Annotated in this window: 21 protein-coding genes and 2 pseudogenes; 16 read left to right on the forward strand and 7 right to left on the reverse strand. The window is 33.5% G+C overall.

The window, feature by feature from the left end:
- Positions 1-125: 125 nt before the first annotated feature.
- Together M014_RS0105675 and M014_RS0105685 are read left to right on the forward strand one after the other, a co-directional pair.
- Positions 126-1,451: an alpha-glucosidase/alpha-galactosidase gene (locus M014_RS0105675; RefSeq protein WP_026590853.1), complete on the forward strand. Its 1,326-nt coding sequence runs from the start codon at positions 126-128 to the stop codon at positions 1,449-1,451.
- A 636-nt stretch (positions 1,452-2,087) separates the two neighbouring features.
- Complete coding sequence (locus M014_RS0105685; RefSeq protein WP_026590855.1) at positions 2,088-2,861, forward strand: glycosyltransferase; 774 nt, start codon at positions 2,088-2,090, stop codon at positions 2,859-2,861.
- A 58-nt stretch (positions 2,862-2,919) separates the two neighbouring features.
- Here M014_RS0105685 and M014_RS0105695 read toward each other — a convergent pair whose 3' ends face one another.
- Positions 2,920-3,933 carry a D-alanyl-D-alanine carboxypeptidase family protein gene (locus M014_RS0105695; protein ID WP_026590856.1) on the reverse strand — a complete coding sequence of 338 codons (1,014 nt, stop codon included), beginning with the start codon at positions 3,931-3,933 and terminating at the stop codon, positions 2,920-2,922.
- A gap of 391 nt (positions 3,934-4,324) precedes the next feature.
- Here M014_RS0105695 and M014_RS0105705 point away from each other — a divergent pair, with 391 nt between their 5' ends.
- From M014_RS0105705 to M014_RS0105715, 3 genes are all read left to right on the forward strand, one after another.
- Positions 4,325-5,698 (forward strand): short-chain fatty acid transporter, encoded by a 1,374-nt coding sequence (locus M014_RS0105705; protein ID WP_026590857.1) that lies wholly within the window; start codon positions 4,325-4,327, stop codon positions 5,696-5,698.
- 345 nt (positions 5,699-6,043) lie between these two features.
- Positions 6,044-6,559 carry a DinB family protein gene (locus M014_RS0105710; RefSeq protein ID WP_026590858.1) on the forward strand — a complete coding sequence of 172 codons (516 nt, stop codon included), beginning with the start codon at positions 6,044-6,046 and terminating at the stop codon, positions 6,557-6,559.
- 965 nt (positions 6,560-7,524) lie between these two features.
- On the forward strand, positions 7,525-9,003 hold the full coding sequence (locus tag M014_RS0105715) for an Lsa family ABC-F type ribosomal protection protein (protein WP_026590859.1): 1,479 nt from the start codon (positions 7,525-7,527) through the stop codon (positions 9,001-9,003).
- 262 nt (positions 9,004-9,265) lie between these two features.
- Here the strand turns inward: M014_RS0105715 and M014_RS0105720 are convergent, their stop codons facing one another.
- The 3 genes from M014_RS0105720 to M014_RS0105730 all read right to left on the reverse strand — a co-directional run bounded on the left by M014_RS0105720 (position 9,266) and on the right by M014_RS0105730 (position 11,103).
- Complete coding sequence (locus tag M014_RS0105720) at positions 9,266-9,565, reverse strand: hypothetical protein (protein WP_026590860.1); 300 nt, start codon at positions 9,563-9,565, stop codon at positions 9,266-9,268.
- 648 nt (positions 9,566-10,213) lie between these two features.
- Positions 10,214-10,531, reverse strand: coding sequence for a hypothetical protein (locus M014_RS0105725; protein ID WP_026590861.1), 318 nt, complete (start codon positions 10,529-10,531; stop codon positions 10,214-10,216).
- A 122-nt stretch (positions 10,532-10,653) separates the two neighbouring features.
- Positions 10,654-11,103, reverse strand: coding sequence for a GNAT family N-acetyltransferase (locus M014_RS0105730; RefSeq protein WP_026590862.1), 450 nt, complete (start codon positions 11,101-11,103; stop codon positions 10,654-10,656).
- Between the two features lie 182 nt (positions 11,104-11,285).
- Between M014_RS0105730 and M014_RS0105735 the strand changes: the two genes are divergently transcribed.
- From M014_RS0105735 to M014_RS0105740, 3 genes and pseudogenes are all read left to right on the forward strand, one after another.
- A complete protein-coding gene (locus tag M014_RS0105735; protein WP_026590863.1) occupies positions 11,286-11,573 on the forward strand; it encodes a hypothetical protein in 288 nt (95 codons plus the stop codon).
- Positions 11,574-11,978: 405 nt separating this feature from the next.
- Positions 11,979-12,317 (forward strand): annotated as a pseudogene (locus tag M014_RS30430) (DUF3967 domain-containing protein); the annotation flags it as partial.
- Positions 12,318-12,401: 84 nt separating this feature from the next.
- Positions 12,402-12,695: a hypothetical protein gene (locus M014_RS0105740; RefSeq protein WP_231503907.1), complete on the forward strand. Its 294-nt coding sequence runs from the start codon at positions 12,402-12,404 to the stop codon at positions 12,693-12,695.
- A 468-nt stretch (positions 12,696-13,163) separates the two neighbouring features.
- Here the strand turns inward: M014_RS0105740 and M014_RS0105745 are convergent, their stop codons facing one another.
- Positions 13,164-13,625, reverse strand: coding sequence for a VOC family protein (locus M014_RS0105745; RefSeq protein WP_026590865.1), 462 nt, complete (start codon positions 13,623-13,625; stop codon positions 13,164-13,166).
- Positions 13,626-13,940: 315 nt separating this feature from the next.
- On the opposite strand from M014_RS0105745, the gene M014_RS0105750 reads away from it, so the two are divergent.
- The 4 genes from M014_RS0105750 (at position 13,941) to M014_RS26480 (ending at position 19,237) form a co-directional block, all read left to right on the forward strand.
- Positions 13,941-16,775, forward strand: coding sequence for a DEAD/DEAH box helicase (locus M014_RS0105750; protein ID WP_026590866.1), 2,835 nt, complete (start codon positions 13,941-13,943; stop codon positions 16,773-16,775).
- A gap of 76 nt (positions 16,776-16,851) precedes the next feature.
- Positions 16,852-17,109 carry a hypothetical protein gene (locus M014_RS27935; protein WP_081810971.1) on the forward strand — a complete coding sequence of 86 codons (258 nt, stop codon included), beginning with the start codon at positions 16,852-16,854 and terminating at the stop codon, positions 17,107-17,109.
- A 109-nt stretch (positions 17,110-17,218) separates the two neighbouring features.
- Positions 17,219-17,827 (forward strand): TetR/AcrR family transcriptional regulator, encoded by a 609-nt coding sequence (locus M014_RS0105760; RefSeq protein ID WP_026590867.1) that lies wholly within the window; start codon positions 17,219-17,221, stop codon positions 17,825-17,827.
- 12 nt (positions 17,828-17,839) lie between these two features.
- Positions 17,840-19,237, forward strand: a complete 1,398-nt coding sequence (locus M014_RS26480) for an MFS transporter (protein WP_081810972.1) — start codon at positions 17,840-17,842, stop codon at positions 19,235-19,237.
- An 82-nt stretch (positions 19,238-19,319) separates the two neighbouring features.
- Here the strand turns inward: M014_RS26480 and M014_RS0105770 are convergent, their stop codons facing one another.
- Entirely contained in the window at positions 19,320-20,477 is a 1,158-nt protein-coding gene (locus M014_RS0105770; RefSeq protein ID WP_026590868.1) for a sensor histidine kinase, read from the reverse strand.
- The gene (locus M014_RS0105775) at positions 20,467-21,162 is read right to left on the reverse strand and encodes a response regulator transcription factor (protein WP_026590869.1); all 696 of its coding nucleotides are present in this window, start codon (positions 21,160-21,162) and stop codon (positions 20,467-20,469) included. The genes M014_RS0105770 and M014_RS0105775 overlap by 11 nt, the downstream gene beginning before the upstream one ends.
- A gap of 276 nt (positions 21,163-21,438) precedes the next feature.
- On the opposite strand from M014_RS0105775, the pseudogene M014_RS30585 reads away from it, so the two are divergent.
- The 4 genes and pseudogenes from M014_RS30585 to M014_RS0105800 all read left to right on the forward strand — a co-directional run.
- Positions 21,439-21,570, forward strand: a pseudogene (locus tag M014_RS30585) (DUF3885 domain-containing protein); the annotation flags it as partial.
- A gap of 24 nt (positions 21,571-21,594) precedes the next feature.
- Complete coding sequence (gene mtnN / locus M014_RS0105790) at positions 21,595-22,302, forward strand: 5'-methylthioadenosine/S-adenosylhomocysteine nucleosidase (RefSeq protein WP_026590870.1); 708 nt, start codon at positions 21,595-21,597, stop codon at positions 22,300-22,302.
- A gap of 46 nt (positions 22,303-22,348) precedes the next feature.
- Positions 22,349-22,984: an SDR family oxidoreductase gene (locus tag M014_RS0105795; RefSeq protein WP_026590871.1), complete on the forward strand. Its 636-nt coding sequence runs from the start codon at positions 22,349-22,351 to the stop codon at positions 22,982-22,984.
- Between the two features lie 26 nt (positions 22,985-23,010).
- Positions 23,011-23,862: a GNAT family N-acetyltransferase gene (locus tag M014_RS0105800; RefSeq protein ID WP_026590872.1), complete on the forward strand. Its 852-nt coding sequence runs from the start codon at positions 23,011-23,013 to the stop codon at positions 23,860-23,862.
- Positions 23,863-23,887 lie beyond the last annotated feature (25 nt).

Below are 23,887 nucleotides of genomic sequence, written 5' to 3' on the forward strand. Positions count from 1 at the left end.
CAACTAGAACAAACTGTTTTTAGAAACACTGCAATGGAACGATTTTTTTCACGGATTTTTATTCTAAAAAGCCGATCCTAGTTGCAATAAATAATAAATAAAAATGGTTCATGAGGAGGATGAAAATGTCAAAAATTACATTTCTAGGTGCTGGAAGTACGATTTTTGCCAAAAATGTACTTGGTGACTGCATGTTAATACCTAGTATCCAAGGATTCGAGTTTGCCCTGTTTGATATTGACCATCAACGCTTAAAGGATTCTGAGAACATTCTGCAAAATCTAAAGGAAAGCTCCGGTAGCAACGTGTACATCAAGACTTATACGGACCGGAAAGAGGCGTTAAGAGGAGCAAAATACGTCATTAATGCTATACAGGTCGGCGGATATGAGCCTTGTACGGTGACCGACTTCGAAATTCCAAAAAAGTATGGGCTTCGCCAGACAATTGGAGATACAATCGGTATTGGCGGCATTTTTCGCGCATTACGAACCATTCCGGTGATGCTTGATTTTGCCAAAGATATCCGTGAAGTTTGTCCGGATGCTTGGTTTTTAAACTATACAAACCCGATGGCGACGTTAACGGCGGCAATGATTCGTTACGGTGGCGTAAAAACGGTCGGATTGTGCCACAGCGTTCAGGTCTGTGTTCCGTACTTATTTCGTTCGCTCGGAATGGATACAGAAAATGTCCAGTGGAAAATTGCCGGAATCAATCATATGGCCTGGCTTTTAGAAGTGACAAGAGATGGGAAAGACTTGTACCCGGAAATCAAGAAACGTGCGGCTGAAAAGCAAAAAGAAAAACATGATGATATGGTTCGTTTGGAACTGATGAACCGTTTCGGCTATTACGTAACGGAATCGTCCGAGCATAACGCCGAATATCATCCATACTTCATTAAAAGGAACTATCCGAAACTCATCGATAAGTTGAACATTCCGCTTGATGAATATCCGCGCCGCTGTGTCAATCAAATTGAGGACTGGGTGAAAATGCGTGAAGACCTTGTTAACAATAAAAACCTGACACATAAACGTACACTTGAATATGCTTCTTATATCATTGATGCAATGGAAACTGATAAACCATTTAAACTCCACGGAAATGTCTTGAATACAGGCGGCTTAATCAGTAACCTTCCGGAAAAAGCTGTGGTTGAAGTTCCGTGCCTGGTCGATCGGAGCGGAATTACACCTTGTTATGTAGGAGAACTTCCTGAACAGCTGGCGGCGCTGAACCGTACCAACATCAATACCCAGCTTCTTACTATTGAAGCAGCTATAACAGGTAAGAGAGAACACATTTATCAGGCCGCAATGCTTGATCCACATACTGCGGCAGAACTGTCTATCGATGATATCGTCTCATTATGCGATGATCTCATTGAAGCACATGGTGACTGGCTGCCTCAATTTAAAGGGACAGAAATTTTGAAGACATTCTAAATAACGTGAATGAATGCGACAGAATAGACTGGGTTCCAGACTGGTTTATTCTGTTTTGGTGAAAAAATGTTCACTAGAACCCAAGAGTGAATATGCTTGAAAAAAGAGAGCAAACCACTAATTAATCTTTATGTAATAGGGGCTTGCTCCTTTTTTGTGTCTGTCTTGGGTGTAATCTCTAGGGTGATAGCACCGAGCTGTGAAGGCAGAAGGAACAGGAAAAGACTTAGATTAGTAGAAGTAGTTATTCATTTTGCTGCGGATTCATTTGTCGGCGAAAGTGTAAAGGCCCCCGTTAACGTATTTTTTGAAAAAATAGTAAATAAGAGATATTATATAAGCTAAGGCAACATGATAATAGGCTATTTATCTTAAGGGGTAATATAGAAATTGAATTCTTTAGAATAGGAATGCCAGTTTTGTATTGAATTATTCTAGGTAATGATCATTGTTAGAAAGAAAGGAGCACCGAGTCGTTAGGCATAAATCCTAAATTCCGGTGTTTTTTTGTATGAAAAAGTAGGCAGGTTTTAATTATAATTCAATGTGAATACAGAAATTTGTTCTATAGTAAATGTATCTGTATATATAGTAAGGAATTGCCAAAATATAAGAATTGTATTGGAGAGATGCGACATGGATAGAGGTAGTTGTTTTGTAGGAGGAGATAGTGAACAAGACATTAAATTTTCTATTATAATTCCTGCACACAATGAAGAAAGGTATATTGGTAGATGTCTGGATTCTATTGTGGCTGCATCAAAAAATTATAAAAATAAGGTTGAAGTTATTGTTGTACTAAATCGCTGTAGTGATCGAACAGAAGAAATTGCCCAGTCATATCATTGCGTAACTGTACAAGATGAAAACAAAAACCTTTCTAAAATAAGAAATGCTGGTGCAAAAGTAGCTAGGGGAGAAATCATTGTTACAATTGATGCAGATAGCTGGATGAGCGAGAATATGTTGAGTGAAATAGAAAAGCAATTAATGACTGGAAAATATATAGGTGGGGGTGTTAAAGCAAAGTTTGAACGTATTTCACTAGGAATCATAGTATCGGGAGTATTATTAATTCTTCCTCTCATTTTTAAATATGGACTCATATCAGTTGGGATGTTCTGGTGTTATAGGAAAGATTTTAATGCAATTGGTGGTTTTAACGAAGGTTTGTTAATGGCTGAAGATGCAGAATTTGCGATGCGTTTAAAAAAACATGGTAAGACGAGTGGAAAAAAATTCAATACGATAAAGAAGGCATATATGACAACTTCATGTAGAAAATTTGATGAACATGGTGATTGGACATTAATAAAGAGACCTCAAATTATTTTTGCATATTTAAAGGGGACAAATAGAAGGTATGCAAATGAGTTATATTATGAAAAAGATAAAGAAAAAGAAAACTAAGATAAACCGACTTGTCTTGAAAAAGCAAGTCGGTTTTTATGTAAAAGAGGGTTTGAAATTAAAAATCCTCTGAATCTTTTTTTCGTATATGTAGGAATAGCGAAATGATGATAATAACAAAAATTATTATTGTTTGTACAAATAGATTTTTAAACTGAAATAACGAGATCCATGAAAGCGCATAATCCTTAACAGATTGAAGAGATGGAATGTGAGTAGGCTCGGAACCATAAGTAAATAGTTTTTTTGTTTCGATAAACACGCTATTTTCTCCGTTGACCCCCATTACAATGGAAATATATCTTTTGTTTCCTTGTTGCACTGTACCAGCAAAACTATATCCAGCAGAATTTGCAAAGCTAGTTTGTAAACCATCGACGCCTTTAAATTTCACATTGCTATCAAGTGAATACAACATTTTATTTGTATTGAAAACATGTATATCTTTGAAGGTGAATTGATAAGAGGTTAATTTGGAAATTTCCAATATTATAGGATAATCTGTTAGTAAATGCTGGGCTAATTTGGAGGCATCTAAAGCTGTTATTTTAGATTCTTCTTGTTGATTCACTATAATACCGCTTGCATTTGCAAAATATGTTTTATTAGAAAGTCCAAGTTGTGTCGCTTTTTCATTCATTAAATTCGTAAAGTCTTGCTCACTTTTTGAAATATGTTCTGCTAAAGATACAGCCGCACTATTATTAGATGTAAGAACCATTGCATGAAATAGATCACGAACCGTTACTTGATCGGCAGTATTTATATCAACATCCTTTCTCTCTGTTTGAATGGAAGAATCATTTATTTTTACACGATCATCCCAATTGATATTTCCTTTATGTATTTGTTCTAACACAATATACTCTGTCATCATTTTTGATAAACTTACTGAGGGAAGAGGGATATCTTCATTTTTTTTATATACAATTTCTTCTGATGTTGTATCTATTAAAATAGCTGATTTAGCTTTAATTGAAGGTCCATTTACATAGAAATAAAAATAAAAAACAACAATTGCAGTAATAAGAAAAGATAAGATAAGAAGCATCAGTTTCTTAAAATATTGCATAGGCTATCCTCCTTGTATCTCGATATTACTAGTGTAAAAATTAATATTTAACTAGGAGGAAAGAAAAGTTAAAGAATTTCTAAAGAATTATAAGGAAAATATTAAGATTGGATAATTATAGTGATGATGATGGGCTAAAAATATAATTTGACTTACATTTAAACATAAAGAAGATTTAACATTGGAGGACAGGAATGTATTAAGAATGTATAAGGAATAAATTATTCTAGTATAAATATAGAAGTAAATTATGCGGTAGAAATACTAGCTAGAGATGAAAAATTTCCTTAAGTTAAATGGGAGAAGAATCTGCATGTGTAAAAGGAATTTATTTTCTTTTGTGGAATGTTATTCATATTTACCTTATTAAAATTTGGAAAGGAGAATATTTATGAAGCATTCCCTATTAGAGAAAAACACAGATGCAGATCTAGGAAAGAAAGAATCATTGCTTACAAAGTGCGCAAATATGTTTTCGAGATGGTCTCAGAAATATGTACCGGACGCCTTTGTTATTGCTGTGCTGCTCACTTTATTCACTTTTACTGTAGCTTTGTTGATGAATCCCTCAAAGCCGTATGCAATCGTAAAATCTTGGGGAGATGGTTTTTGGACTTATTTAACTTTTACAATGCAAATGGTATTGCTAATGGTTACAGGGATGACGTTAGCTTCCGTCCCGTTTGTTAATAGAGGTTTGCAGTCTGTTGCCAAGTTAGCCGACACACCTCAAAAGGCTTATACGATGACATTTTTGATCAGTGCAATTGCATACTATATTAATTGGGGATTAGCGGTAGTTGTAGGAGCAATCATTGCGAAGGAAGTGGCGAAAAAGAATCCGAATGCACATTTTCCATTGCTTGTAGCAGCTGCTTATGCTCCGACAGCCTTATACAGTGCAGGCCTTTCCAGCTCTATTGGCTTGACAATTGCCACAAAGGATCATTTTCTTGCAGATATGATTGGAATTATTCCTACCTCACAAACAATCTTTAGTTACTCTACTCTAATTATTTTTTTCGCTCTATTCATCACAATGCCGATTATTATTGTATTTATGGCTCCAAAAAGCGGGATTATCAGGTATCAAGCAAACGAAACAGATACAAATTCTTTTGTAAAACCCCCTCAAAAAGATTTAACTGCTGCGGAAAAATTAGAATGGACACCAATTCTCGGAATCGTATTAGGTGCAATCGGCACGTTGTATTGTATGTATGAATTTATAAACGGTCGCAGCTTAGATTTAAATATCATTAATTTATTTTTCTTGTCACTCGGTTTATTACTACATGGTTCCCTTGGCAACTTTGCACAAGGATTTAAAGAATCCGCGCAATCCATTTCGCCAATTATCCTACAGTTTCCGTTTTATGCAGGGATTATCGCTGTTTTAGGAAGTTCAGGATTGGGAAGTTCAATCATCGAATGGATGGCGTCCATTGCTTCAAAGGATACATTTGATATATTTACATATTGGTCGGCGGGATTGGTGAATTTATTGGCGCCGTCTGGCGGGGGACAATGGGCTTTGCAAGGACCGCTGCAGGTACCAGCAGGCTTGAAGTTAGGTGTAGATCCAGCTACTATCGCAATGGCGGTAGGTTGGGGGGACGCATGGACAAATCTAATTCAGCCGTTCTGGGCACTACCTCTATTAGGAGTGCTAGGATTGAAAATTAAAGATATCATGGGCTATTGTTTCATTCTCTGTATTTGGGTCGGGATAGTTACAAGTGTATTGATGTTATTTGTATATTAGCTTTCATAGGAATATCCAAGCTAAAGAACTACTTCACTTTAAGGGAAAAAGTATTCCTCGATAGATTAGTAGTCGTTGGCATCGTTCTGTTGATAATAATAAGGCAATTTTGATGACTACCTTTGAGAGTTTCGAATGTCATAGATTGATAATTTAAAACAAAGTTTGATAAAACCCTGTATAATAGGGTTTTTCTTTTGCCCCTTTAAATTCATTTAGAATGCTCAATTAAAGGGCTAGTTTGTAGAGGGTTTTAACAGGTTTTTTAGAGTTATTATTTAAATAAGGGTTTTGAAGTCTTTTGGTGAATATTAAATGTTAATTTAAAAGACGGAGGTTGTTGTGATGCTGAAACTGTTTCAATATAACTGGCAAGTTCGTGATGATTGGTTTACATTGTGCGAAGACATACCGGATGAAGAACTATTAAAGAAACGGGTCGGTGGGTTCGGCAGTATCCTACATACTCTATTTCACATTGTAGATGTGGAATATATGTGGATCTTAGGTTTGCGAGGTGAACCAGTGCCTGAGGAGCCATTGTTTGAAGATTATGCTAGCTTACAAAAAGTGAAAAATCTTTCAGCTCAATACCACGAGAAAGTCAAGCTGTTTGTGACATCTTGGACAAATGAAATGGATTCTCGGAAACTTTCAGAAACTGATTTCAATAAAGAACCGATTAGCTCGAGAGACGCACCAATCAGGCGCCGAGTCATTGAATGTACACATGGAGAGATTATACGTCACATCATTGTCCACGAAATCCACCATATCGGCCAGTTATCTATATGGGCACGTGAAATAGGAATGGAGCCAGTTTCCGCAAATTTGAGGGGAAGAGGGCTATTCGATAATTAGACTGCCTTTGCCAATTTCACAATCGGGCGCTTTAATGGCACAAGCATCAAGAAATAATCAAACTTATTTATAAACGAATGGTTTAATTGAATATATTTAAAGCGTATTAGACGAGATGGTAATGGAGGAGCTAGAGAAGTAGAACGGTCCTTGTAGGCGACTTTTTTGTTTAATAGCAAAAGCTCTGGAATGTATTAGGGGATATTTGCTGAAATGCCCATAATAATATGATTATACAGAGAAGAAACGATGCAAATGATCCCATAAAAGAAGGTAGTTATGAAAAAAGGAAAGAAGTCCCGTGACGAAGCGGGACTTCAAGTAGCTGCCGAAAAAATTTAGACTCGACAATTCAATGGTAATATAAATATTCAGGAAATTCACCTGGTAAATGCGACCAAATAATACAGTCAGTTTAATAGAATTTGCGAAAGACGCTAAAAAATCGGCAGAAGAGATCCGGTGATTTAAATGAGATTGGATAATGTGAAGATGATTCTGAAATTGCGTTCCATAAAAAAGAATGTTATTCTAAAAATAGAATAATGAGAGGACTGATGGATGAATAATGATTAACTAATCGATATTTTAATTTGAAATTAATAACTTCAAACTACAAAATATAGGGTTAGTCTATCCATTTTTCACAAATCAGTTCATACTTTATTTGTCATGATTCCAATGATTAATAAGGACTTATTAAGTATAAGTGAAAGGCTAATCCTTCCAATCACAAATTGGGGGGATTTTTTTATTCTCTTATAGGTAAGTTGATAATCATTAGTCTGTAACCTTAACCTAACAAATAAAGGAGAGAGAAAAGTGAGTAATTCAGAGACTATTGTTACACATGTAATGCTCTATATAAGTCGTTAATATCCATCAAACTTATATGGAGGAATTAAAAGATTGATGGATGTTCCGACTTTATATGAAACGTTTCGATATATAAAGGAGGAATTATTATGTCAATGATAAAAGTCCAAGACTTAACTTTTTCATACCCAGGTAGCTTTGATAACATTTTTGAAGGTGTAAATTTTCAAATAGATACGGATTGGAAACTAGGGTTTATTGGTAGGAATGGACGAGGCAAAACGACGTTCTTTAATTTATTATTAGGGAATTATGAGTATAGTGGAAAAATCACTGCTTCGGTAGAATTTAATTATTTCCCTTACCGAGTTTCGGATAAGAACAAGTTTACTCATGAAATCCTTGAAGAAATTTGTCCCCAAGCAGAAGATTGGGAATTTCTTCGTGAAATATCCTATTTAAATGTTGATGCCGAGGTCATGTACCGACCATTTAAAACATTATCAAATGGAGAACAAACAAAGGTGTTGCTTGCTGCACTGTTTTTGAATGAGGGTCAATTTCTATTAATTGATGAGCCAACAAATCATCTAGATACTGATGCACGAAAGATAGTCTCTGATTATCTAAGGAAGAAAAAAGGATTTATTTTGATTTCACATGACAGAATCTTTTTAGATGGATGTGTTGACCATATTTTATCTATAAATAGAGCAAATATTGAAGTTCAAAGTGGTAACTATTCTTCTTGGAAGTTAAATTTTGATAGACAGCAAGAGCACGAAGAGGCTACAAATGAGCGTCTACAAAAAGACATAGGGAGATTAAAACAGTCTTCAAAGCGTTCAGCAGGTTGGTCTCATCAAGTGGAAGCTTCCAAAAATGGAACAAGGAATTCAGGATCTAAGTTAGATAAAGGTTTTGTAGGACATAAAGCTGCGAAGATGATGAAGAGAGCGAAGAACCTTGAATCAAGGCAACAAAAAGCTATTGAAGAAAAGTCAAAATTACTAAAAAATGTGGAGAAAACTGAGTCGTTAAAATTAGAACAATTGAAATTTCAGTCAAATGAATTGGTTGTTTTGGCGGATGTGTCTGTTAAATATGATGACCAAATAGTGAATGAGCCAATTAGCTTCATAGTTAAACAAGGTGACCGAATTGTACTTGATGGAAAGAATGGAAGCGGGAAAAGTAGTATCCTAAAACTAATTCTAGGACAGCCAACGCAGCATACAGGCTCAGTTAATTTAGGGTCAGGGCTCATCATTTCCTATGTCCAACAAGATACTTCTCATTTGAAGGGATCGTTATCGGACTTTATTGAAGAGCACGAGATTGATGAGTCGTTATTTAAATCCATCCTACGTAAGATGGATTTTGACCGAATTCAATTTGAGAAAGATATATCTCATTATTCTGGTGGACAAAAGAAAAAGCTGCTTATCGCTAAAAGTTTATGTGAAAAAGCTCATTTATATATATGGGATGAACCATTAAATTTTATTGATATTTATTCGCGTATGCAGATTGAAGAGCTTATTCAACAATTTAATCCCACAATGGTTATTGTTGAGCATGATAAGGCATTCCAACAAACAGTTGCAACAAAAACTATATCTATGTAGTTCAAGGTGAATTTTTGATCAAACTTTATTTAAAATAACAGCTGACCATATATCAAATTCTTAGAGGCAGCGAGATTGCTTTTAATTGAACTTTATTTCAAACCAACACTCGGATTTACTATTGACGCTAAGGTTGACGTAAACAACTCACCGCAGTATAAAGTCCACAACTCGAAAGGGAATACGTATTACATTACGGCTAGTGATGCGTATGTGAAGTGATATGCAAAAAAGACCGCCTATTACGGGCGGTCTTTTTTTACTAAGTATTTTTTAATGTTTGTTTTATCGTTTTAACTGTTTGTTCAAGCCATTCTAATGGTGTTATTTCTAACCCGCCAAAATATATTCCATCTGCAGAATACTGTATGTATTCATTTTTTTCTGTATTACTATAATCGCTTTGGATAAATTCAGTTAGAAAAATAGTAGCGTCTTGTAAATATTCCGTACTTTCTTCTTCAAGTAACTCTTGGAGTGCTTCTTCGTAAAATGTATCTTGATAAAATGTTGCTGCTAAGAACTGATAAACCGGATCTTCTGGATTTTTTTTAAATAGCATATATTTCTTTCCTCCTATTAGTCAACTGAATAACCTGTTAAAATGAAATTTCCATGCCGTCTTTTTTTAAGATAATTTTGGCATTTTTCATATCATGAGCTGTTGTAAACTCTCTCTGTATTCCACACCCAATAATATCATTATTAAAATAAATAGATTAAAAATGTTTGAGTTTGATATAAAATTGCAGTGTTCCGCTCCATTTCTGCCCCAAAGTAAAAGTGGGCGGAGGGTAGTTATATCAGTGATTTACGGTAGATACTAATAGAAGAATAATATTAAAAAAGTGGTAGATACAGTTAGTAACGTTGGCTTTGAGGTGAAAATAGTTATGTAGCATACAGGGAAAAAGAGAATACACAATATATCTATATACAAGTACTCTCTTTTTGATTTTTTATGATTTTGTAAAGTCCCAATTAGTAGAAACAAATCTAATATGGTAATTGTTTTGGTATATACCCGTTATTATGATTCTTTTTGCTTTGTACTTAATATATGGAACAAGTTCATAATGAGTTTTAGTTTTAAAATATTTAAAGGTCTATTTGAAGGTTTCTTCTCTATTTATAGTATCTAATAAATAGAGTTTGAAATACTAAGCATAGTTAAGGTTTATTTTCTTTTCAAGTGAATGCTCTATGGTTATTATTTCTTTTCTTCGTCAAGCCCTGTACTTTCTACTTTGTAATTGTCCTTATAATTTACAACAGCCAAAATTCTGCGAGTTGGTTCATTAGTAACATGTCCCGATACAAATATTGAACCTAGATCAGAAGGAGTAAATTTAAACTCTGTTACTGTGATATCAAGATTTTCTTGTTCTTTAAAACATTGGATGGTTACTTTTTCAGCTTTATCTTTAATAACTTGCTCCTTTTGTTCATTTTTATGCTCTCTGTATTTATACCCACCAAAAAAAATTAAAATGATTACTATTATTAAAAATAGATACCTTTTTCTCAAAATTATCCCCTCCTTTTATAAAATATATAATTAAGAATATACTATTTATTCGGGGCGCGAAAGAATAGTAAACGATAAAGTTTTAGATCAAACCTACTATGAGATGTCCGAATTTGCATATTTTACAAATTTAGATAACGCGTAGCGTGGGGGTAGGTATCACTTTTTAGGAAACCCGTGGAGATGTAGAATTTGTCAGCCTGCTCTGTGTCTGTATAAAGTACCAAGATTTTATAATGCCTTCTTGCAACACAAATGATGGTATTTAACAGGAGTTTTCCCAGTCCATTTCTTCGATTATCCTTAGCAATATAGAATCTCCTCAATCGTCCAACCTCTTGTCCTTTTAAGGATGAGTCTATATTAAGTCCTCCAATACCAACTAACACATTTTTCTTGTTAAATACACCGTATAAGGATTCTCCGGGCTTATCAAAAGTGTTGATACCAATCTTATAATCATTAACTAGCCTTTCAAGAAAACGAAAGCCATCTTGCTTACTTTCTTGTACTAAATGAGTGAGATCATTATAAAAGATATCTTGTATCTCTCTAACTTCAAAATCTTTCATATTTTCCTCCTCGATAATTAAGTCTATACACTTTATTCTTGTTAGAAAAGAGTAATCCCTTTCTGTATACTCTATACACTCATAGTTGAAATTACGTCTCATTACCGGAATTTGTTTAAAAAATATACACGCACCGATATGGTATAATGTGGATATTTAATCTTTTTGAAGGAGGGATCATAATGATAAAGAGAGGACTCATTTCAGGAATACTTCTATTACTTTTCGTATCTGTAGAAGCTTATTTTAGTGGGGAGTGGCGTCACATTTATTATGTATGCGGAACTTTAGGGTTAATTAGCATTGGGTTAGCTTTAGCTTACTTCATTGATAGTTTAATTTTAGGTAATAAAGGAACTCTATCTTCAAAAAAGGAAACGCGTAAAATTGGCCGTATCGACCAATCAAAAGGTTTTTTAATAATGGCTATACCAAATCTTATAGCAGCATTAGTTTACATCGTTATTTAATGTATATCGTATACATGTGAGGTTAACATAACGTCTTATAATTTATCGGTAGCAAGGACAGGCTGGAATCATTGTGTTTACTTGGTTTTTTGTTTCTACACTTGTCCGACCTATATACATGATTTTATACATTGTGGAGATGATGGGATTTTTAGGCTTATGAATATCCTGTATTAGTACAAAAATTCGTATAAATGAAAAAATATTTTGATTTTGTTATCGAAAAGTAATAAGTATCCACTTTGAAAATTGATAGGTGTCCCTAAGCTCGGGGCTGTAATTCGAACTAAATAGATTACCCAAGTGAAGATTATGCAAGTTAAAAATGAAAACAAGTGATACGTGAATTATTAGGAAATAGGGTATATCATTGCTATAGCGAATATATTTTTGGAGCGAAACGCTATGAAGCCGTTTTATAGTCCTAGTGACGTGGTGGAGCAATTAGGTATCCAATCACCTACATTATGTGTTAGAAAAATAGGATTACAGCTTCATAGGAAACGAGCGTGGGCATAGGAAGTATAGAAATGGCATTCCGTAAGGTTATAAACCTAAAGAATGACACAGATATGACACTAGAAAATACCACAAAGTAAATTGTATCATGGCATCAAGGTGTTGCTATTTTGAATCAACATGAAGTTGAGCGCTATAAAGAACCGGATTTCAACGCTACAAACGATGATTCAAAATCAAAAAGAAATCATTGAAAAACAAAATGAGTTCCTTCAGGAATTAACCTAACGACTAACTGAGCAAGACTAGTAATTCATACAAATTGAATTTTGATTAATTAAGGAGTGAATTGAAATAGGAAGATACCCAGTGATTACAATAATAAAAGAATTAGATAATAGTGAATATGCGATTTATAGTTTTGGTCCGACTATTGATATTTGTGAGCAATACCCAGAAAGGTATGAAAGATGGCGTTTTAAGATTTTGAAAGATAAAATAACCTTTGAAGAAGGCTATGTTTTACTTGATGATATGCCTAAAGAACATTTCCAATTATTTTACAAGTGCGCCTTTAAGGTATATAAGCAAGTTGAAGAATGTTGTGGAATGGAGAATTTTAAAAATATTGATTTACCAGATCAAATTTCATTTATCATTTAAAATTTATTAGGATAGATTGTATTTTATTGAAACATTGATTGACAAGTATCATATAAAGGGAATCACCTTCATTTTATCACTCAATTGAATGTAGAAGGTTTCTTCAGTCAAAGAATTCTAATTCTCTATCATCAGTTTGCTGTTTGTTACCGTAATACATGGCCTATTACATTTTGAAAATATCAATACAATACCTAATATTTTTATTTTATCCATATCAAATCTTGCTTTAGCAGAACATGTTCGAAAAGAGCTTATGTTAGATTTACGTAGAATCCCCATCATGCTTGAAATATAAGTTGGCCGTGAAATTTACAATAAATAAAAATACTTATTATCAGTGTAGGATATTCGAAATGATTAGCTTATTCACTAGAATCTTTGTGATTTAAACCATAACTTCGCCACTTGGGCAAGGTTATGGTTCCTTTTAAAATTATTTTGCGGGATTTGAGTCAAAAATCAAATTTATTCTTCACTCACCAAACTTTCCCACTCACTTAAATACATGACTTCTTGTTTTACTTTTTTCTTTTCGGGAAGTAAACACAGAAATTCTAAAGAATTGCCGTCAGGATCATAAAAATAAAGATTTGCAGTAGGTGTCCAGGTATGAACCATAGGCTCGGAAGGGTCAAGACCAAAAGCGGCCCTTGGATTTATTCCTTTATTAAGAAGCCATTCTCTTGCATGAATGATTTCTTCATAGTTAACCTTGAATGCAAAGTGACTTGTATGGAATGCTTCTTCTGATACCTCCCAAACGCCCAGCATTTGTTCCTTCTTATTTTCTTTATCAAACCAAAAGAATGCTACACGACGTTCTTCAATAGTGCGAGCATGAAATAATCCAAGTTTAGTATAAAACTCTTTTGCTACTTCTAAATTTTTTGTTTTAACATGTGTTTCATATAAAGTACCTGGAAACAAAGCATACCCCTCCTTTATATTTTTAGAAATTCTTACTATAAAGCCTATTTTAATAAACTAGAAATAGAAGTGATATCGTATTTTCTTAAAATGTTTTTTCAATTTTGTAGCCTTAATGTTGAACAAAAAAGTTCTCTTCATTATCCGCGCTGAGTTCAATAGGGAACCCTAGATATATATTGGGAAGCATAAGTTGGGCAAAACGGCCATCTTATGCTTATTGTTACAAAATAATTGAAAGAAAAGGAATTGTATTAAATAATTTAATTATAATTTGGTATAATTCAGGAAAATCCAGCTGCTAGGGGGCCAATAATGAAAGGGTTAAAGAAAATATTACCGTTCTTTTTTCAAAACAAAAGGAAAGATACAGATAAAGAGAATACGAATTATAAAGAGACGGCAACAAAAACACTTAACTATTTTATTGAATTAGAGCATTTCAATTTCATGAATTGCGATAAAGAGTCTATAACTTTGCATTCATTTAAAAGTTTTTTTCATAAAGAACCTAATATTCATATACCGGATTTTGTCAATCCTAATGGAACTCCACATCAGGATATGCAAATATTTCTTCAAAAAAAAGGAAATAGCGCAAAAGGAAAATATCTTGCAGATAATAATGCATCATTATTTTATTTACCAGTAGCAAAAAATGAAGTATTAAGGCATTTCTCGAATGAATCAAAGCAAAAAACAAGTTTTACTGATTTCCAAAAGGACCCGAATAGTTTTTTGATTCATATTCAACTAAATCAGATGCTTAAGCTAATCCCTGATACCCCGCTCGAATCTAGTGTGGTGGTTAGTCCGATTGTGAAGTACTTTCTACGTACAGGTAAGAGTCTGAAGGAGCTAGAATCAGATTTAATTAATACGATTTCATCTGTAATTGAAAGTGATAATTATGGAAAAAAAGACAAAACGCTTGAATTTATCGGGTCAAAAGAACAAGATTCTTTAGAAAAAGACATTAATTATATACATATCAGATTTAAAAATTGGGAAGAGCTGACCAAAAATATTCAAAGTACATTACAATCATATATTTCAAAGAGACATTTCGATAAAGATGGTGTATTTCGGTTTTGCAGTGAAAAAGAATATGAGAAATATGTACGTTTAACATATAAAGAACATGTAGGCGTAAACAGCTTTTATATAAATGATTTAGAAAAAGTAAAATATGAAATTAAAGATAGCTCCGTTGGTAAAGCTTTAGAAACCTATTTATCTTTAAGTAACTGGGAGGTATTAAAAAACTCAGGGGAAAGAGTGGATTTATTTAAGAATGAAAGTATAAGTGAAATGAAGAACGTATTACGAAAAATACCTATTACGAGATGGCCCTCGGAATTTCCATTAGGACTTATGCAGCAGGTTGCTTTAAATCTTATTATTGCAAAATCAAAAGAAGAGAATGGCTTTATTTTTTCTGTTAATGGGCCACCGGGAACAGGTAAAACGACGTTGTTAAAAGATGTATTTGCAAATATTATATTTGAAAAAGTAAAGTTTCTAAAAGAAGCCACAGATGTATTCTCAAAAGTGCAATTTGCGGAGGGACAAGAAGATTATTATTATTCCTTTCACCCTAAACTTAAGGAATATCGTATTTTAGTAACATCTAATAATAATTCTGCAGTTGAAAATATAAGTGTAGATTTACCAAAGGATAAGGATTTACTGAAGAACGGTTATCAATTTTTAGGATTCGACAAAGAGAAAAAATGTTGGGGGAAAATTTCTGCGGCAATGGGGAAAACTGCAAATATAAAGGAATACTTCACTACAATTACAGAAGATTTACAGCGTGTTGGTGATTTAGAGCATGAAAACGTATATTCATTTACACAATTAGAACAAAATGTGCTGAAAAAGATAGCTACGGCAGAAGAGAATGATGTCTGTCATAATGTTAATGAAAAGAAATGGCAAACATCTGAGGAACAATTTGTGAATATCGACGGTGAAAACAAAGATGAGCAGATGAATTGCGAGCGGAGCAAACTTTTTGCAAAGTTAATGAGTGAGTATAATGATTTTTTAATTGCAAATCAGGACAAGATTGAAAAAAACTTATCTTTAGCAAAAACCTATTTTTTAGGCGGTAAAGAAAAAGGAAATCTTGATTCCCAAATTAACGAAGCCAAAAGAGACAATTTCATTCAAGCTATGTTTGATACTGTGTTTTTACTCACTCCAATTCTCTCTTCAACATTTGCTTCCATTGCAAGGTTTTTAAAAGATTTAAAGACGGAGGATATAGGTTGGTTGTTTATTGATGAAGCAGGCCAAGCTACTCCCCAATCTGCAATAGGTGCGATTTGGCGTTCAAGGAATGTTGTTGTTGTAGGAGATCCCTTGCAAATTCCTCCTGTCGTTACATTAAGTGATGACCAACTTAAACTAATTGCAAATGACAGTGCTGGAATAAATGAGCAATATAATTTCTTTTATCGTTTAACTAGAAATGAAGTGAGTGTTCAAGAGTTTGCTGATCTTAATAATAGATATGGAGGCGAGATGATTGACTCAAATCAGAATAAAACATGGCTAGGGTCACCTCTGCGTGTTCATAGAAGATGTAAAAATCCAATGTTTTCAATATGTAATGAAACAACGTATCAAGGTAAAATGTTCTACGGATTAACGGATACTAAGAGTAAAGAAAGTAAGCCTCAATATGTTAGCCAATGGTTAGATATAGGTGGGAAAACATATGGGACAGGAAATCACTTTATTCCCGAGCAAGGTGAAAAAGCAATTGAAATTGCAAAAAAATTCTCGCAAGATAACCCAGATAAATCTTGCTATATTATTTCACCTTTTGTAAGTGTTGTTCAAAAATTAAAGCAACTCAAACAACAAAAACTACCTGGGAAAGAGTATGGAAATATTGAAATTGGGACCGTGCACACCTTTCAAGGGAAAGAGGCACCAATGGTTATTTTTGTATTAGGGGTAGATGATCAAAAACAAGGTCCATTAAAATGGGCTTCTAGTACGCCAAATTTACTCAATGTTGCAGCAAGTAGAGCAAAAGAGGTATTCGTAGTGATCGGGAATGCAGAAAGTTGGGGGAAACAAGAGTATTTTGACATTGCTTATCGATATTTAACAAAAGAGTTAGTTGAATTAAAATGAAATAGATAATCTCATGAATTGTTTGATGTAGGAGCTGTAATGGTAAATTTACAGTTCCTTTTTTGTTTTTAATTCAGTGACAACGTTCATTGTTACAATCACATTATTTTTGGCTCTTTTTGTTATAGGCCCAATAGCTACAAAACGAAAAGAAGAGCACGATAGATTGGAAAAGGAATTGTTAGAACAACAAGGGGTATTAGAGCAAGAAATTAAGAAGCAAGCAGTTGGTGATATACCGGAAGTGAAGGAAAATAAAATGAAGATCAATAAGAGACCTAAGCTAAAAACAACTTTTGAAATAAATTTATTCGTTTATGGAGTTCGAATATAACTAATTGTAAAAATATGAAAATAAGTTCTTGCATTATATTGACAATGGAAATAAATAGAAATATAATTTGATTGATTAATCAATCATTTATTATGAAAGGGGTATCTAAATGGCACCTGGACTTACTAAAGATGAAAAAATGAAAAGAAAAAGATCTACTATCTTAAACGCCGCAATTAAATTATTTAGTGAGAATGGTTTTGCAGAGACAAAAGTTGCCGAAATAGCAAAAGAAGCAGGAGTTAGCTTTGGTACTGTATTTACGTATTTTGATTCAAAAGAATCACTTTATGAATCAGCGATTTTAGAGCCATTGGAGGAAATTAGACCATATTTTACTGAGATAGAAAAACACTTTAAAGGTAAACCTTTTGAAGTTGTGAGGGAAATGATAGATTGCCATGTACAACTTTTTTCAATGAGAAGTGAATACCTACGTCTAATTCAGCAGGTTCTTGCGAGACCTGATCGTTTTCCAAAACTTTTTAAAGAACTAGACGATTTCGTAAATGTATTTATAGACTGTATTCATCCAGTTATTGAAGCAGGACAAAGACTGGGTTACTTTTATGAAGAATCACCTTCATTAATTGCTAGGTCGTACTTATCCATCTTAAACGGAATGCGTTTAACGTTTATTGATGAATATGCAAACATGATGTGGAAGGATATAACGATACAAGCCCTGAGATTATTTGGACCTATCTCGAATAAATAAGGAGTGACTTATATGAAATTGAGGGATATCCATCCCAACATCAAACTTCGCCTAGCCATGCAATTTCTAGGCAGCCTGATTTCTATGGCCGTTATACCTTTTCTGGCAATCTATTTTTCTCAGAAAATCGGAGCCACTGAAACGGGTATTATCCTTATAATAATTGTGATTAGTGGAGTCATTGGAAGCTTTATCGGGGGGCATGTCTCAGACAAAATAGGTCGGAGAAAAATAATGATTTATTCTGAAATTGGTATATTGCTTTCGTATCTGTTTATAGCACTTTGTAATTCCCCCTGGTTTAACCTTCCTTATATTTCCGCAGCATTCTTTATCATCAATATGTTTTGTGGGGGAATGTTTCAGCCAGCAGCACAAGCTATGATCATTGATGTTACTAATTCTGAATCGAGAAAGCTTGTATTTACAATTAGCTACTGGTTGGGGAATTTATCAACTGCTATTGGAGGAATCATTGGAGCTTTTCTTTTTAAAAACTACTTGTTTGAGTTATTCATTGGGATTTCACTCATCTCTTTGTTATCTGTCTTCATGACCGTATTCTTCATCACAGAAACCTATACACCGGAACCTTCATCTAAGTCTTCTAATTATAAGAAAAAATTTTCATCAATAGAGATGCTTCAAACCTATTTAATCGTTTTAAAAGATAAGCTGTTTATGTTTTATATTTTCGGAGCGATCTTAATCTTTTCCTTGGAACAGTCTTTAACAAACTATATTGGGATTCGTCTTGAAAAGGATATACCCCATCATTCAGCTTCATTGTTTGGAATAGACTTCATGCTTGATGGCACGAAGATACTGGGTTTTCTCCGAACTGAGAATACACTTCTTGTAGTTCTCTTATCAAGTGTTGTATTATTCTTATTTAAAAAGCGGAGTGATCGCTGGACTTTAGTTACAGGGATGTTGATCTTTTCTATATGTTTTAGTGTTTTTGCTTTTACAAATAGCGTAGTATTTCTTTTTATTGCCATGTTTATTGGGACAATTGGTGAACTGATGTATGTTCCTATTAAACAGGCGATGATAGGGGAACTTGCACCACCTAACGCTCGTAGTACCTATATGGCTTTTAATAGCTTGACTTTCTACGGAGCAATGATTGTATCTTCATTGTTGATCATCGTTGGAGAGTGGATTCGCCCCATATATATGGGGGGATTGCTTCTTATTCTAGGATTAACTGCCTATGTTGTGGATTCAAATGATAATACAATACTAGAATTTAATAATGTGAAAGAGGAAAAAAATATTAAAGTAACTAAAGATGATACATATAAAGTTAAAATTAAAACGGAAGAACATGGTGGGGAATTTATAATGCCATGGAAAAAAATAACAGTAGTTTTTCAAACGATCTTATTGTTATATTTTTTAGTATAGTGAGGTATCTTACATCAAGCTCAAACAAGCATACCCCCGTCCTAGATTTAGAACGGAGGTATGCTTGTTTGAGAAAGTGAATTTATTGTTTATATGGAAGAAGTTTTACTGTAAATGTTGTTTTTTCAGCATCGCTGTATACCTCAATTGTTCCACTATGAATCTCCACAATGCTTTTGGCAATGGCCAAACCAAGCCCTGACCCTCCCGTGTATGTGGAACGGGATTTTTCGACACGATAGAAGCGTTCAAAAATATGTGGTAAATCTGTACTTGGAATAGGTTGTCCGTAATTTGTAATATCGATTGCAATCATGTTTCCGTCTTGATACGCTGTTAAGTCAATAAATTTCCCTTCATTTCCATATGTCATCGCATTCATAATTAAGTTTTCAAATACACGTACTAATTTATCTCCATCAGCGAGAACCATAAGTTTTTCTGATGGAAATGAAGGCCTACATTCAATATTTGCTTCTTGAAATTGCATACGAAATTGAACAGATAGTTGACCAAGTAATTCAATTATATCAATAGGTAAAGTATTTAGTTGTAACTCTTTATTTTGAACACGTGTATACTCAAACAAGTCATTCATTAACATGTTTAATCTAGTCACTTTATCATAAATAACTTGAATATAATGACGTAACTCTACCTCATCCCTATAATTATCATGGTGAATGAGATTAACATAGCCAACTATGGATGTTAAGGGTGTTCGTAAGTCATGCGATACATTTGTAATGAGTTCACTTTTTGCTTGTTCGGTTTGACGTTCTTCTTCAATAGAAACTTTTAACTGTTCTACAATTTGATTAACGCCATTTGCTAAGTCTTCTAAGTAATTATGTTGTAAAACGGAAATTTTATGATTAAAGTTTCCATTTGCAATATAACGAATTTCCTCTATCATTTGTTTAATACAAGCTTCATAGTATAACTTCTTCTCATGACGATAAAAAAGATACACGTAGGAGGAGAAAATAGAAAATAAAAATACATAAGACACCATCATAGCCCAAAAAGATTCTTTAAGTCCTCGATATTTTTCATAGCCGACGATTCTAACAAATTCTTCACTTAAAGCTGTTAATGTAAGGGAACTGTCAATTACACTTGTAACAAGACGAGATATGAAAACCTCTGAAATGGGTGTAAGTAAAATAGATATTAAAAGCCAAAATGCAATTTTCCATTTTGGGATGACCTTCAATATATCAAACGTTTCATTTTTCAATTTTATAACCTACTCCCCAAACAGTATGGATGAGTTTTTCACCATTCGTTCTTGTTTCAAGTTTATCCCTTAAGTTGCTAATATGAACCATTACAGTTTTATTAGAACCATAACCATCCTCATTCCAAACACGTTCAAATATTTCTTCTGAACTAAATACTCTCCCAGTATTGCTAGCAAGTAGGTATAGGATATCAAATTCAATAGATGTAAGCTTAATATATTCTGCATTCACTTTCACAGTATGATTATGCTTATGTATTTCTGCAGAACGAATCCGAATAATTCCGTCTTCCTTTATTTGCGAGGCAGTATACTGGAAGGAGGATCTGCGCAATAACGCTTTAACTCTCGCAATTAATTCAAGTGGATTAAAAGGCTTAATCATATAATCATCAGCACCTGTCATAAGACCTAGAATTTTATCCATATCTTCGGCTTTTGCACTTAGCATAAGAATGGGTACTGTATTTTCTTCTCTAACTTGCTGGCAGACTTCCAATCCGTTTCGTTTTGGCATCATAATATCTAATATCATAAGGTCAACTTGGTGAACTGAGAGCATATGTAATGCTTCCTCACCATCATATGCTTTATAAATGTTGTAACCTTCATTTCGTAAATAAACGGCAAGCAATTCTACAATCTCTTTATCATCATCAATAATTAAAATATTTCTTTCCATCGTATATTTAATTCCTCTCTCTACATTTCATCATCATTAATATAATAACAAACATTTATGTGTTTGGGGGTTAAGATTATATACATAATTTCATGTAACGTATTGAAAGGATTTAAAAAACACATCACGAATAAAAATAAGAGGATGCTTTGTTACTTATGATAAATAGAATATAAGTTTTGTTAGAAGAGAGTAACGTGTTACATAAAGAACTAGCTACATTAGAATCGAGTGAAGATTGGGGAAAAGATATAAAAAACTTTTTTATTAGAATGTATGTTTATTTATGATGATAGAGGATGTGAGGTAATTGCGAAGAATAAAGAAATGATACGAGATTTATATAAGAAATATAAAGATTTGATTTCCTGTTATGAGCGAGAAAGTAATGATGAATTATTCAAATGAAAATAGGAGGAAGTGAAAAGTGTAATGAAACGTATTGCAATTGTATCAGCATGGGAGCCTGAGCTTACATACTTGCATCAGCATCATCCAAGTCATCGTGTAGAAAAACGAGCAGCTTGGGACTTTCATTTTCATTCTATAAATGACTTAGAAGTAATATCGGTAATTACTGGCGTTGGAAAAGTAAGCTGTGCTAGTTGCGTACAGTTATTAATAAGCGAATTTAAGCCTGAACAGTTATTTATGACAGGTATTTGTGGAAGTTTATCTGAGAAAGTAAAAAATGGTCATATTGTTGTTGCACTTAACACATTACAGCATGATGTAACGGCTGCAGGAACAGGAACAGATAGTTTCAATTTATATACTGGTAGAGCAGCTCCTATTGAAACAACAGAATATCTTGTAAGGCAAATAAAAAAAGTGCTTGCTTATGATACAGTGCATTTTGGGACTTTCATATCCGGAGATCAGCGTATTCGCAGTACGGAAATGAGATATTTACTACATACTGTTTACGGTGCAATAGCTGTTGATCAAGAAATAGCAGCTTTTGCGTATGTGTGTCATGTGAATAAAAAACCTTTTCTTTGTTTGAAAGCAGCTTCAGATCAAGCGAACGATAAAACAGTGGAAGAACAAAAAGTATTTAAAATGTTGGCATGTGAGAAAGCATGTGAATATTTAATTGCGTTTTTACGCGTTTACGAATTAACTACATCTCATCAATAATACGATGTATAAATCTATATCCTTTAAAAGGAGCCTAACTTTAGTCATGAGAATAATAAATAAAGTAGCAATTATCGGTGCAAACGGAAAGGCTGGTAAATACCTTATAACTCAAGCACTACTAGAAGGATACTTTGTCCGTATTCTCACACGAGATCCACAAAAGTTTAAAATATCGCATAAACATTTGGAAGTTGTAAAAGGAGATGCTCGCGATATTTCTGCAATACGTCGATTACTGCAAGGTTGCAATGCTGTTATTAATGCAGTGGGGCAACCTAAAAAAGAGTCATATATATTTAGCACAGTTACGAATCATATTTTAGAAGTAATGAAAGAATACGGGATCAAGCGATATATTCTTATTTCTGGAGGATCAATGGATGTACAAGAAGATACTAAAAGTTTATTAAATAAAATAGGGGCAAAGTTATTTCGTTTGTTTCTTTCGAGTATGATGAAAGATAAATATAAGGAATTACAACTAGTGCGAGATAGTAATGTGAGTTGGACTATTGTACGATTACCTTTTGTTGTAGACGGAGAAGGGACCGGTAAAATAAAAGAGAGTCTTATAGATTTACCAGGAATTAAGATTCAAAATGGAGATATTGCGCCGTTTGTTATAAAGCAAATTCAGGACGAAATGTATAGTTGGAAATGCCCATTTATTTCAAACTAGTTGGAAAGGTGGATGAAATTGTTACGATGGTTCATTATAAAAAATGTAGCGAAGTGAATATAGATTTCGTGTACGAAGCTTTTCGAGATGGTTTTTCTGATTACATCATAAAGATGGAAGTTTCAAAAGAAGATTTTATAAAAAGATTCTTCGGTCCGGAAGGAAATAAACTTGAGTATTCTTATATAGCGTTGGATGAAAATAAACCAATTGGAGTTATACTTGGTGGAATTAAAGAATATGAAAGTATAAAAACAATGCGATGTGGCGCATTAGCGGTTCATCCGGACTATCGTGGGGTTGGCGTTAGTCATAAATTATTTGAATTTCATAAAGAAAAAGCGATAAAAAATGGATGTCAGCAACTTTTTCTTGAAGTCATTGTCGGTAATGATAGAGCGATTCAATTTTATACGAAGTTAGGGTATGAAAAAGTATATGATCTCTCTTACTATAATTTGAGGGACACTTCTATTTTGACAAGTAAGAGTGTTCAAAATATAGAAATAAAGCAAATTAAGTTTGGCGAATTTCAAAACGGTATACAAAAATGGTTAAACTTCCATATAAATTGGCAAAATGATGTCGAGTATATGGAGAAAACTGAAAATAATAAGTATTATGGAGCTTATATTAACGATGATTTAAAAGGATGTATATGTGTTGGTGACAATGGTAAGATAAGTTTATTATTTGTTGATAAAAAATATAGAAGAATTAGAGTCGCTACAAGTCTATTACAAACTGTAAGCAAAGAATTACAGCTTTCCAGTCTTTCTATTGGATTCCCTAATAATGCTTTACTTGAAGGGTTTGTAAAAAAGTGTGGATTCGAGAAAAGTTCGTTGGCTCAGTATGAAATGTATTATACATTATAACCGATAGAGTGGAAATAGAGAAAAT

Origin of the sequence: Bacillus sp. UNC437CL72CviS29 (genome assembly GCF_000482345.1) — a bacterium.
Taxonomy (GTDB): Bacteria; Bacillota; Bacilli; order Bacillales; family Bacillaceae_G; genus Bacillus_A; species Bacillus_A arachidis.